This is a genomic window from Streptococcus sp. HMSC071H03 (assembly GCF_001813035.1).
Classification (GTDB): Bacteria; Bacillota; Bacilli; order Lactobacillales; family Streptococcaceae; genus Streptococcus; species Streptococcus anginosus.
In genome coordinates this window covers 112355-124415 of record NZ_KV811159.1, presented here as the reverse complement: position 1 = coordinate 124415, position 12061 = coordinate 112355, and the positions used below count along the sequence as shown (strand labels likewise).

General features: G+C 41.6%; 11 protein-coding genes, 1 tRNA gene and 1 pseudogene. 3 read left to right on the top strand and 10 right to left on the bottom strand.

Going from position 1 to position 12061, the window contains the following annotated elements; all coding sequences use genetic code 11:
- Positions 1–154 precede the first annotated feature (154 nt).
- The 3 genes and pseudogenes from HMPREF2887_RS04380 (at position 155) to HMPREF2887_RS04370 (ending at position 1598) form a co-directional block, all read left to right on the top strand.
- Positions 155–1107, top strand: a pseudogene (locus tag HMPREF2887_RS04380) (IS30 family transposase).
- Positions 1108–1272: 165 nt separating this feature from the next.
- Positions 1273–1512 carry a hypothetical protein gene (locus tag HMPREF2887_RS04375; RefSeq protein WP_022526394.1) on the top strand — a complete coding sequence of 80 codons (240 nt, stop codon included), beginning with the start codon at positions 1273–1275 and terminating at the stop codon, positions 1510–1512.
- Positions 1513–1527: 15 nt separating this feature from the next.
- Positions 1528–1598, top strand: a tRNA-Cys gene (locus tag HMPREF2887_RS04370).
- A gap of 232 nt (positions 1599–1830) precedes the next feature.
- Here the strand turns inward: HMPREF2887_RS04370 and HMPREF2887_RS04365 are convergent.
- The 10 genes from HMPREF2887_RS04365 to HMPREF2887_RS04325 form a co-directional block, all read right to left on the bottom strand.
- A complete protein-coding gene (locus HMPREF2887_RS04365; RefSeq protein WP_039677487.1) occupies positions 1831–2010 on the bottom strand; it encodes a hypothetical protein in 180 nt (59 codons plus the stop codon).
- 155 nt (positions 2011–2165) lie between these two features.
- Complete coding sequence (locus HMPREF2887_RS10475; RefSeq protein ID WP_255777072.1) at positions 2166–2297, bottom strand: hypothetical protein; 132 nt, start codon at positions 2295–2297, stop codon at positions 2166–2168.
- A 126-nt stretch (positions 2298–2423) separates the two neighbouring features.
- Entirely contained in the window at positions 2424–3230 is an 807-nt protein-coding gene (locus HMPREF2887_RS10245) for a lytic exoenzyme target recognition domain-containing protein (protein ID WP_186821897.1), read from the bottom strand.
- A gap of 2 nt (positions 3231–3232) precedes the next feature.
- Positions 3233–3517, bottom strand: coding sequence for a phage holin (locus HMPREF2887_RS04355; protein ID WP_084740732.1), 285 nt, complete (start codon positions 3515–3517; stop codon positions 3233–3235).
- A gap of 10 nt (positions 3518–3527) precedes the next feature.
- Entirely contained in the window at positions 3528–3944 is a 417-nt protein-coding gene (locus HMPREF2887_RS04350; protein ID WP_084740729.1) for a hypothetical protein, read from the bottom strand.
- Positions 3945–3956: 12 nt separating this feature from the next.
- Positions 3957–4208 carry a hypothetical protein gene (locus HMPREF2887_RS04345; RefSeq protein WP_084740726.1) on the bottom strand — a complete coding sequence of 84 codons (252 nt, stop codon included), beginning with the start codon at positions 4206–4208 and terminating at the stop codon, positions 3957–3959.
- 2 nt (positions 4209–4210) lie between these two features.
- Positions 4211–4438, bottom strand: a complete 228-nt coding sequence (locus HMPREF2887_RS04340) for a hypothetical protein (protein WP_084740723.1) — start codon at positions 4436–4438, stop codon at positions 4211–4213.
- A gap of 13 nt (positions 4439–4451) precedes the next feature.
- Positions 4452–8435, bottom strand: a complete 3984-nt coding sequence (locus HMPREF2887_RS04335; RefSeq protein ID WP_084740721.1) for a phage tail spike protein — start codon at positions 8433–8435, stop codon at positions 4452–4454.
- On the bottom strand, positions 8436–9158 hold the full coding sequence (locus HMPREF2887_RS04330) for a phage tail protein (protein ID WP_084740718.1): 723 nt from the start codon (positions 9156–9158) through the stop codon (positions 8436–8438).
- Complete coding sequence (locus HMPREF2887_RS04325; RefSeq protein WP_084740715.1) at positions 9155–11959, bottom strand: phage tail tape measure protein; 2805 nt, start codon at positions 11957–11959, stop codon at positions 9155–9157. The genes HMPREF2887_RS04330 and HMPREF2887_RS04325 overlap by 4 nt, the downstream gene beginning before the upstream one ends.
- Positions 11960–12061: the final 102 nt, after the last annotated feature.

Sequence of the window (12061 nt, the reverse complement as noted above, 5' to 3'; positions counted from 1 at the left end):
CTTGTCAATACCTTTTTTTATCTTTTTTTATTTTCTTAAACTTTTTCTTTCAATTTGATAGTTCTAAAATGAAGTTGGCCACTTCGAGTGTATGAAAAAATATCTCAAAGAGATATACTTGTAGTTCACCACAAACACAAGAAGATTCTTTAAGATGCCTACTCATTATACCCAAAAAGGCAAGCACTTAACAATAGCTAAGCGCCGTTTCATTGAAAAATGGAAGGACGAGGGAAAATCAAATCGTCAAATCGCTCTCTTGCTTGGAAAAGCACCTCAAACTATTCATAATGACATCAAGCGTGAGCTGGTTCGCCAACAAGTACTCAAGGGAAAGTTTGAACTGCTCTATTCTGCAGATACTGCTCAAAGTCGTTACGAATCAGCTAGAGAGAAGTTGTCCGAAAGTGTCGACTTGATAAGGCTACCAAGGAGAAAATCTTGCACTATATCAAGCAGAAATACTCTCCCGAAATGATGATCAATGCAAAGAAAGTCAATGTCCCCATATCTACCATCTACTACTGGATTCATCATGGACAGCTAGGACTGACCTACAAGGACTTGATTTACCCCAGAAAGCCAAAAACTGAAAAGTAGAGAGCTAGTCCACGGTTTAAACCTGCTGGGAAGTCGATTGAGGAACGACCTGAATTCATCAACCAACGTCTTGAAAATGGGCATTATGAGATGGATACCGTCATTCTGACCAAGCAGAAAAATCAGTGCCTTCTCACCCTCACTGACCGCAGAAGTCGGCACCAGATTATCCGACTAATCCCTGACAAAACCGCTCAGTTGGTCAACCAAGCTGTCACTGCAGTTATGGAAACGGATACCATCAAATCCATCACGGCTGATAATGGAACGGAGTTTAATAGACTAGCTGAGGTATTTCCACAGGACAACATCTATTACGCGCATCCTTACTCCTCATGGGAAAGAGAAACAAACGAGAATCATAACAGACTTATCAGACGATGGCTTCCTAAGGGAGTTAAGAAAACGACCCACAAACTGGTCGCTTTCATCGAAAATTGGATTAATAACTATCCTAAGAAAGTTTTAAACTACAAGTCGCCTCAGATTTTTTTGTTGACTGGCTAACTTCTACTTGAATTTTAGCACTTTTTCTTTCAAATTGATAGCTGGAAACGTTTATTTGTTAAAGAAGTTCCCATGGCTAAAAAATATGAACATCTAATTTTAGAAATGTCATATGAGATGGATACAATTATTAAAAAAAGGAAGCAAGTAACGGGAAATTAACTTATGACTTCTTTACTTTTAGGAAGATGGTGGCTGATATTTTTGAAGTCAGTTGGTTCAGCTAAACAAGTTTATCTTATTGTTACCTTAACTAAAGCAAGAAAAACTATCAATCCAACCTTTTCTTTGGCTTATCAAAATGATAATTTCACCACTTTAATGATTAAATTTAATCGGAAAACACTAAAATTTTACAAAGAGAAACCAATCTACACTCTTGACGAAAACGATTTTTTAGGATAAAATAATAAACGTTGTGGCGGTATAGCCAAGTGGTAAGGCACGGCTCTGCAAAAGCTTGATCGTCGGTTCAAATCCGTCTACCGCCTTTCAGTACCTGACTTATCAGGAATTAACCGAATAAAAAGCCCGTAAAGTCGGGCTTTTTTGATTTTCCGTCAGGTTAAATCAGGTTAACTTTAAAAATATTTTGGGGCGAATTTGGGGCGGACTATTTTTCCTACCTCATTTTTTGCAAAGTAATTATTTCTATTTTCATGATTTTTTATACACAAAAAATCGATCTATCATCATTGAAAAGTTCTTAAAATATTTTAGTTTTTATGACAAAACCTCTCTTGCATAGCTATACAATTTTTCGGCAGTCAATAACGTCATTTTATCCATGCTTGTTTTACCACTTCTTAAATCAGCTACAGTTGACCACGGAATCTCTGCTCCTTTAGCAATTGAGCTTGTACTTTCATTACTTTCAAGTAGTTTTTGGATTTCTTCTCTCATTTTGGAATCCTTTCTGATTTCACTTTCGTTTATCCTTTAGGATTACTATAAATACAAAGAACACGAGTACGAATATTGGTAAATATTTCATTTTTTCGTTTGATATGATATAATCAAAGTAGGAGCAGGGGCTTTCGCCCCTGACCTACAGAGCCTTATTTGAACCGCTTTGCTTTGCGTGGCTTGCGTTCTTTTGGCTCTTTTTTTATTGCCATGATAACACTTGCAATCCCTGTCAACAGGGTTCCGGTTGCTACCATTAAATCGGCAATCTCTGAGATTTTCATATCTTTCCTCCTTTCTGATTATATTATATCACGGTACGCCGTGAATGTCAACACTTTTTACCAACTTTTTTTATTTTTTTAAAATTTTTACAATAAAAAAGCCCTAGCCAAAGCTAGGGTTTACTGTTATCCATAAAGCAAATGATTGACATCCCAAACCGACAGCCAGATTTGACCGCTTGCTGCAAGTGTAACGTGTCGCCAATAGTAGCTACCAGAGCCATAAGCTCCCTCGCCGTCAGAGACAACCTTATCAGGATTGATGACAAAGTAGCTACCTAGTTTTGTCTCTTGGTCCGCTAGTACATTGCCATTGCTGTCCACAAGGTCAATGTCCGCAACATCAATACCATTGTCCGTCCAGTCAAAATCAACTGGACAGAGGTCATCACACTTGACTTGCCAGATGCCATTGACAAATTGCAAATCATTGACTTGATAGACCTTTAATTTGTTACCTGCTTGCGGTTTAGCTGGTGTAGCCTGCGCTTGTGCGTTTAAACGGTAGACGGTTTCGCGAGGTCGTCCGTTGATTTCCCAGATTTGGTTGTAGTCGTTTTCGGTCACGCCATCATATCCGTAGTTACAGTGAATCATGGTTGTAGGACTAGTCATAATCACAACATGCCCAAACGCACCTAACGAGCTAGACATATCACGAGGTCCCCAGACCACCACATCGCCCCTTTGAGCGTCAAAAGAGCCGTCTACACCATCGTAAACGCAATTGTACCCAATTGTAGGTAAATTGCTTTTGAGCGTCTCTGTGTTATTATTAAGGCTCAATCCAACCGCTTTACTGACCGCACTAGAACAATCATACTCAATTCGTCCGTCTCTGTCTGCGTCATTTCCATAACGGTCGCCCATGTCATAGTAAACAGGGGTAGCGGCTAAGTTGCGCATTTCTGCAATACTAGATTCAACACTCATGTCTATTCTCCTTCCGTTCCTGCTTCCGTCTTGTGCGGTTCTTCGTAACCAAGCGCTCGCTCTGAATCGCTAAATCCTGCCGTTGTAGGGTCGTTGACAATTCCAATCAAAACTAGCAATGCAAAAAGTACGTTAATAAATACTAAAATCTTATCAATCGTAACCCCAAAGTCTAGTTTGATTCCAAAGATGTCTGCTCCTGCTTGTAGCAACAAAGCGATAGCTGGCACAAGAGCCAGCCAGAAATTTTTATTTTTCAGACGTACAGTCCAGTTAATTTTATTCATATTTTTACCTCTAATCTTTTATTTTTAACGTTTGATATTCTTGATACAAACGTGTGATGTAGCCATTACCGCCTAAATTGCGATAGTTTTTATACATTCTGGTGATGATGCTAAACTCTTCGCCACTAGTATAGCCACATTCTAAAGCGTGTTTAATGTCTATTTCTAGCCGTCGATACATAACCCCTAAATGCGATTCTGTGTGTAATTCCAGCTTATCATTGGCATCATCTATTTTTTGATTATTATCATCACCCGTCCGTTTGATATGTTCAATACTCTTTTTCATATCGCTCATTTCGCTCGAAATCTGTCTAAACTGGCTTTTATTCAGATTTCCTGATTTTGCAGCGCGATAACCAAACCAACCAGTAGCCATAACGCCTATTGTCGGCGCTAAATGGTCAATAATTAAAATTAAATCCACATTCTATCGCTCCTATTTCTCTTTTTTCCCGGATTCTAACTCTTGAATAATAGCGTCCTCTACTTCGTAGATTTTATTTTGAAACTCAGCTTCTTGCTTGCGAATTTCGCGACGATTAGCAGCGTATAATTCTACGTTATTTATCCACTCGCTGATAGTGGAGATTCCCTTTTCGTTAATATCAGCTGTAATTGATTTGACGACAGTATCATCAATTTTGATATTGCCTACAAGTTTAGTCGTCTTGATAATTTCTAATGTCATGATTATTCTCCTTCTTCTGTGGCTGGTTGTGTTTGTTTTTCAAGCAGAGCTTCCAGCTCATCCACTCGTGCCTGAAGTTCGTCTTTTTCTTGAGCCAATCTTTGGCTGGCTTGTTCAGCTTCAGTCAGCTGAATAGCCAATAAGTTCTTTGTCGTTGACTCGTTAGTCAGCTGTGTTGTTAGTTCGTTGATAGTCAAGCGTAAAGCTTGATTGAGTTGTTCTGTGTTCATTTTATACGTCCTTCTAAATATCACGTAAGCTATAGCTATAGTCTGAGCGAGTTGTTTTATGTTTATGTAATAATCTTAGATTCTCATAAATGTTTTTTAAGATGTCATGAAGCGATGAGTAATACTTGCCGTCGTTTTGTAAGTAAAGCCAGATATCACCGATTTCAAGGGTTGAGTTGCGTCTGTCTTGTTGTCGTTTCGGTTTGATTTGTAATTTACCAGTTGTGGTAACTGTCCAACCATCAGCATTCTCGTAAGCAGAGCTGGCTAAACTGATATCATCTCCAACTAAATCCAAACTATCAACTCCATTCCCGTTCCAAGCACGCATTCCAACAAATCCTCCATCATTGGAACTCTCTGTTCCGTAACGATTCGAACCCACGACTGTTACTCCTGCTGCTGTTGTTCCGTTGACGTTCCCTGTTGCAAATTTGACAAACTGTGTAGGATAACCGCTTAGAATTCGCTTCATGGCTGCTTGATCCGTATAGTAATGGATTTGTCCATTGGTTAGGTTAATTTGCATAGCACCGTTAGTTGCTGCAAGAACACCGCCAACGATTTTAGATGCGGACATTGTGACCGATTGAACAGATGTAATAAAAGCGTCTTTAGAGAACAGCTGCCTTAAATAAGCGTAGTTCGCTGATAATTTATCAAAAAACGCTTGGTCAACTACCAGCTTATCCGCAGTTACAGCCCCTGAAGCGAGTATTTGCGTGGTAACAGAACCTGATTCAAAGTTTGCGGTTTTTAGCTTATCAATCATAGCGGATTTAATGACTGCGTTATCAATCAAGGTCTGGCCTGTAATGTGCGTCAGTCGTCCGTCTAGTCGATTAACACCATTTGCACCCAAATTTAAGCCAGAAATCAAATCACCAGCAGAATTGATGTTCTGCACCGCCCACGAACCTGCGAGTTGAGTCATTTTTGTCTGCGTTGCTTCAAGCGTCTTGTCTGTCTCTAAGGTCGCATCTTCGGGAGCAGGTTGCCAGAGACGGTCAGTCATACCCTCATAAAAATCAAGTTCGGTCATAAATAGACCGCCCCATCTGTTCAAGTCTTGTTTTTCATATTCAAATTGTAAAAAACCTTCGTCAAAATCTTCCACATTAAATTTAAATGACTTCTTGACTACTTGCGAACTACTAAAAGCAGGGCTTCCCGTGCTTACAAAAACGACTTGTTTTTCTTGGTATTCCGGGATCGCTCCTTTTTTTCGTTTGCAGAAATAGATTTTAAAACTCTTTGAATTAGCGTCAAACCCAAGCATATTTAACATATACTCACCGCCACGCTTAACGATAAAACGTGGACTTTTAACGACTGCACCCGGTCTCAACTCAAATATTCGTTTTTGACCATTAAAATAAAATGTGTGAGTTGTAAAACTCAAGCGTCCGTCTGCTTCCGTCCAATATTTCAAGCCATCATCTGCCCTCGAATTTCGAAGCATATTTGGGCCGCCAACGTTGGCATATTTCCCAACCTCGACCTGGAAAAGTTGATTGGTCAGAGCCATACGAGCAACCTTATTCGAAATGTCGTCCTCGTTACTACCGATAATTCGCTCATAGAGTCTACTGGTCTCTTGAACGCGCTGAAAATCAGTCTGACTAGCTTTGCCTGCTATCTGCTGAGAGATGGTGGTAAACCGACCCTCGACCGACTGCTTGTATTCCGCTAGATTAGTCTCAGAGCTGGTCTTCAGCTCCTCAAAGCGGTTTGTCAGCCCTCGCACATCTTCCGTGTGCTGGGCCTTGGCCACGTAGCCAGCCTCGATAACCTTGCGCTCGGCTGTCAGCTGACGTGCTGTCTCCTCGCGAGAGTAAGTACGCAGAGCCTCGGCTCTCGTACCGTCTGCGTTGACGTAGGATTGGACAGCAGTGAGATCTGTACGCAGTCCCTGAGCTGTTCGCTCGAACGTAGCCTTGGCTTCTGTGATTAGGCCTTCTGCGTCTTCAGGAGCAGGCGACCAATTCGTAAACACTGACCCGCTCTCAACTTTTGCAAGTCTCCATTGAAGCGACCCACTAGCGATAAAATCAGTTCTAAACATCCAATTCCAATAGGCGTTTTTCAGATGATTTTCGGTAATTTTAAAGGAGTGTTCAAATGTGATTTCTCCGCTTCCGTTAAGGGTTTTGGCAGGGCTACCATTATAAGCTCCATCTGTCCAGCCGGTTACATTTCCGTTGCCTTGTAATCCAACGGTCGCAGTCTTGCCAGTCGCTGGTCGAACATCAGTGTACTTGAGTATGATCTTAGACCTCAATGTGTCGCCGACTTGCAAGCCGTCGGTCAAAACCTTGTAGAGCGGAGACCAAATATTCGGATTCCCCGAAAAGTTTGTGAAAGGTGTAGACCATTCTTTGCTTGTTCCCAAGGCAAGATTTCGACCACCGACAGACAGGCTGGCCAGCTCCTCTCGTATTCCATCTGCAGTCTGTTCGACTTCGGATTTGCTGGCTTTGTCACCCAATTGACCAGTTATTCGCGCTAGATTCTGCGTGTTGGTCTGCTCGTAGGCCGTCTGCTGGTTGCGGATAGCACCAACGTCTTTCTTGACTTGGTCAATCTGAGAATTAACTTGAGATTGAGCTTGTGTGGCGGTCTGTTTGACTTTGTTTAAGTCATCACGCACTTGTGTAGCGAGATTCTGTGCTTGCTTCGCTAAGTCGCTAGATGCACCAGCTTTTGCAAGAGTTTCTTTGTATTGCTTGTCTTGTTCCGCTTTATTCGCAATTACAAGCTGGTTGACTTCTTGCACTTTGCTGGTTACTGCTTGATTGAGTCTGTCAGCATATTCCGTCGCCTTAGCCTTGACCTGCTCAATCCCGTCATTGATCGCTTCCACACGTTTTTCAAATTCCGCATCAAAGGCTTGGTTAGCATTTTTAACAGCACGCTCAACGGCTACATTTTGAGCTGTAGCGCTTGCGCCAAGAATAGCATCAGCAGCATTGCTCAAACCACTGGACACCCTAGAGCCACCCACACCAGCTTTATCATCAAACGTGATTGATATATATTCCTCTGTCAGGGCATTATACTCATAGGCAATAGCCTTTTTATAGACATCCACATTATGTTTTCTGCTTTTGAGATTGACTGTATCACCCAGATGGACGACCTGCCCATCTAACTCATAAGCTTCAATTTCGATAGCGTCAGATACCTTATCAATGCCATCATTCTTAAACTTAGCCTCAGCCCATTTTTTCAGTTCTTCGACCGTCTTTACATTGTTATTCTCATATTCTTTCTCATTGATGTATGGATAAGAGTTGATAAGTGGACTGTCAACGGTCACTCTGAGCGTCACTTCATCTTCAGCACCGTCTGGTTTAAAAGTTGAGCGGGCATGAATCCTAGTCACAACACCTTGAGAGTTTTTAGTTCGCTGATAGGACTTGAGGTTTTTATGTGTCGTGATAACAACACCACGATTAGCCCCACGACTACGCTTGATGGACAGTGCAAAGTTGTCACGGACAAGCTCACCCTCCCACGTTCCAACGATACTGTGTTTACCGTCCATCAGGACAGAGTATAGTGTTTCCGTCTCAGTCGTGTTAAAGGTTCGGCTGTCCATGATATCGCTGGTAAAAGAAAAATCACCCAGACCAGTCTTAGCATTTTGAACCATCTGAGACAGTGCCATAGCACAGCCTTGACCAACTACGTTAACAGGAGTGATAGACCGCTGCATGATGTCATCAGTAACATGATAGGCAGTGATGCCCAGACTATCATCATTCTCAATAGGCTTTTTGATTCTAAACAGCTGAGCCCCTAGCACAGGTACAGGCGCTTTAATCAGCATATCTTCCTTGATAAGCTGATAGATACCAGAGTCCGTGATAGGATAGTGGACAGTTAAGTAAAAGTCGCCATTCGTTTCTTCTTTGACAATGGCAGAGCTGGCCTCATGCAATGGAATCCCATTCCATTTGACTGTTCTTACATTTTCGTCAAGTAAATAAAGCAACTATGCCCACCCCCAAACTGTCTCAAATTTTAAGGATTGGATACCAGGACCCAGTACAACCCCGACATTCTGTCCCTTAGCCGTATCAATCGTGATAAAGTCACCAGCCCACTTGACAGGTTTTCCACTAGCTGTTTTAAAGCTAGGGTTGTCAGGATCATTGATCATCACAAGCGATTCTGAGAGCTTTTCAAGCTTAATGACTTGATTCCCCACCGTAAACGATGTCTCAGAGCTACTCTGACCAACCACAGTAATCTTAGGAAAAGCAAGAGCTGAGCCTTGCACGGCTAAAACGCCGTTCCCTGTCAATGTCTGGGGGTCAGTGGTCTTAAAAAACTTGGTAGGATGACAGATGAAGGTAACATCGACCACCCAAGCACCAAATTCATCTTTTCCAATCTTAAAGCCATCAACCTTGTAACACCAAAGTCTGATAGTTGGTTCCTGTTCATTTTCTAACCAAAACTTTTCACGATTCAAGAGAGCAGAAAAGCGATAAATTTCTTCATCGCTTGGCTCAATTAAAGTGATGTGATAAGGCTTCTCAATCAGTCCACGGTGTCTGTTCGATTGTACAACTGCACCACTAATGCCGTCATGCTCTAATAATGCTGTTTTGGAAGTGGAGACAATGACATTCGGTCTTGTTTCGACCAGGACATCACACTTAAAAGATGATGTTTTTACTCCATCAATAGTAAGTTCATTGATTTTTGTCATGCCTTTCCTCCTCTCAAATTAGTTTTACGTTGCAATTCTTCAGCAATACGATTTCCAACCACGTTGGCCAGTCTGTTTAAATCAGCTTCTTCCCTGATAGTGACACCAGAGAAGTTAACGTTGATATTGTTAGATGTGTTCATCGTGTTAGCAATACTTTGACCAATTGCCCCCAGTGTTGATTTGTTCAGCGGCAAGATGGCTTCAGCACCAGCTTCACCGCCAACCATTGCACGATTTCCATTCATGCCAAACAGTGTTGGTTTGGTCATGACACCACCCTTGGCATACCAGTCAATACCAATACTTGGCAAGCCACCTTTAAGCCAATCAAGAGGGTTTGCAGACCCGCTCACACGGAAATGAGGCAATGGGATATGAGGCCACCGAAACTGGAAATTAAATAGCCCTTTGATAGCATTGATACCATTTGTGACCGCATTTTTAGCCCCATCAATCGCACCTGAAATAGTGGATTTAATAGTGTTCCAAATATTGGTTGCAGTAGAAAGAATACCATTAAAAATTCCTGAAATCGTGCTACTCAAATTATTAAACAAATTTGACCCAGTTGAGACCAGCCCAGACCACAAATTGGAAAGTGTGGAAGTGAAACTTGACCATAGAGACTGTACTCCTGAAATAAAACTAGAGAAAATATTGGACAAGGCACTAGTAAAACTAGACCACAGAGACTGTCCAGTCGAGACCACTGAAGACCACAATCCAGAAAGCCAAGTAGTAAAACTCGACCAGGCTGACTGTGCTGTTGAAGTTATGGAAGACCAAAGTTCAGAAAGCCAGGCAGTAAAATTTGACCACGCTGTGGTGGCAGTCGTAACTATATTCGTCCACAATTCAGAAAGCCAAGCAGCACAAGAATCCCAGGTTGTTTTTAGCCACTCAGATATGGCTCCCCAATTCGTGATAGCCTGAATGATAAGTGTGATAACCGCAATAGCACCAACTATTGCGGCAACGACAATTCCGACAGGTGCTCCTATAGCTCCTATGGCGATGACTAGCGGTGCAATCGCACCAAGCAACATCGTAACTGCTGCAGTAACCAAACCAAGAATCACAATTGTCTGTTGATCAGTCTCGTTTAGGCTGGTAAACCAATTAACAGCAGATTCAAGCATTCCCATTAACGGTTCTAAAGCTGGAATAACAGTCTCAAGCAACTTACCACCAATTTCTGCCATCCCTTCCTTTGCCTTATTCGAATACTGTGTCAGTTTATCAATTGGATCTACCGTTTCATTAAATGTCGTAGCGACAGTCCCAGAAGAATTTTTAGCCGCTGAAGCTAAGTCATCAAAACTAAAAGCACCACGCTTGATGGCATCTACCATCCTGGGTGCAGCCTTACTTCCAAAAACCGCTGAAGCTATGCTTAAAGCCTCTGTTTCACTAGTCGAGTTTTGAATGGCACTAATCGTTTCATTCAATCCATCAATCAGAGTCTTACCGTCTTTAGCATAGTTAACAGCTGCCTTTGAAAGAGACGAGAGAGCAGCTGATGAATCCACACCGCTTTTCTCAAACTTCCCGATTAGAGCAGCACCTTCTTCAAATGACAATCCCAATCCTTTAATTTGTGGTGCACCGTCAACAGCTTTTTGAACAATCGTATCAACTGACTGCCCTGTATCCTGAGCAACTTTAGTCACATTGTCTAAGACCTTGCCTAAATCATCAGCAGACAGTCCGTAAGCTTCGATAGCTTGCTTCGCAGAAATAGCAGAGCTTGAAATATCTGTCTCGTTGATCTTAGCGTACTTAATAAGTAATTCAGATGATGATTTCAGCTTTTCTCCAGTCAAACCGAACTGGGTATTAAGTTCTCCCACTGCGTCAGCAGATTCTTTAAATGTCGTTGCTGGCATTTCTGTAGCAATGCCCTTAGCAATTCCTTGAAGCTCTAATAGAGCATTACCAGTTAAGCCTGTCTTAGTGGTGATGGTGTCCATTGCTTCATCTATTTCAGACCATGCATCTACTGTCTTCTTCCCAGCATCAACCATTTTTTGACCAACTTGACTTGCTTTTTCTGCAACATCCATCATAAGATCAGCTTTTAGATATTTTGTTGCTTCTTTGATATCGTTGCCAGCCGACTTACTAGATTCACCAAGATTGTCCATGGCGCGATCAATTTTCATGACTTCTACTTCAGCTTGACCGATTTCATTTTGAAGTTGACGCCATTCTTCTGTACCTATTTTCTCATCTCCAAGAGCAGCTTGTTTTTTCTTTAACTCTTGGACTTTATCCCCAGCCAATTCCGACTGTTTCCTAAGAAGTTTCATTTTCTGCTCTGCCAGTTCAACATTATTAGGATCTAGCTCTAGCTTCTGATTGACAATGTCAAGTTCCTTAGCAACATTACCAAGTTCTTTATTGAGGTTCAAGATAGACTTTGGATTGCCAACATCCTCGATGTGTTTCTGTGTTGACTCTATTGCCTTATCAACAACTTTCATTTGTGATTCGACTTTAGCGATTTCAATTTGAAGCTTATTCCACTGAGCTGACCCAACTTCAGATTCACCTAGCGCTTTCTGTTGCTTTTTGAGTTCGGCAATCTTCATAGCACCAACACGAGCTTGTTCTTGCAAGTTAACCAACTTACGATTCAACAAGTCAACATTATCAGGATCCATCTTCAGTTGTCTGTTGATATTAGTAAAATCTTTTTTCAAACTAGATAAGGCATTATTGATGCCTTTTACAGACCTATCAAATTCAACAGTATTAGCACCAAACTTGACGTATAAGCCTTCAAACGTTTCAGCCATATATTTTCCTCCTTTCTTTTTTAATCTGACATCACGCTAAGTAAATCAGCGTTAGATAGTGTTTTCTTCTCTTCTTGATTGATGCTCATTTGGTGGAGCGTT

Bases quoted from the DNA above. Each gene is read 5' to 3' on its own strand.
- HMPREF2887_RS04340 (WP_084740723.1), bottom strand. From the start codon at position 4,438: ATGAACACAGAACAACTCAATCAAGCTTTACGCTTGACTATCAACGAA.
- HMPREF2887_RS04345 (WP_084740726.1), bottom strand. From the start codon at position 4,208: ATGACATTAGAAATTATCAAGACGACTAAACTTGTAGGCAATATCAAA.
- HMPREF2887_RS04330 (WP_084740718.1), bottom strand. From the start codon at position 9,158: ATGACAAAAATCAATGAACTTACTATTGATGGAGTAAAAACATCATCT.
- HMPREF2887_RS04355 (WP_084740732.1), bottom strand. From the start codon at position 3,517: ATGAATAAAATTAACTGGACTGTACGTCTGAAAAATAAAAATTTCTGG.
- HMPREF2887_RS04375 (WP_022526394.1), top strand. From the start codon at position 1,273: ATGACTTCTTTACTTTTAGGAAGATGGTGGCTGATATTTTTGAAGTCA.
- HMPREF2887_RS10245 (WP_186821897.1), bottom strand. From the start codon at position 3,230: ATGAGTGTTGAATCTAGTATTGCAGAAATGCGCAACTTAGCCGCTACC.
- HMPREF2887_RS04325 (WP_084740715.1), bottom strand. From the start codon at position 11,959: ATGGCTGAAACGTTTGAAGGCTTATACGTCAAGTTTGGTGCTAATACT.
- HMPREF2887_RS10475 (WP_255777072.1), bottom strand. From the start codon at position 2,297: ATGAAAATCTCAGAGATTGCCGATTTAATGGTAGCAACCGGAACCCTG.
- HMPREF2887_RS04365 (WP_039677487.1), bottom strand. From the start codon at position 2,010: ATGAGAGAAGAAATCCAAAAACTACTTGAAAGTAATGAAAGTACAAGC.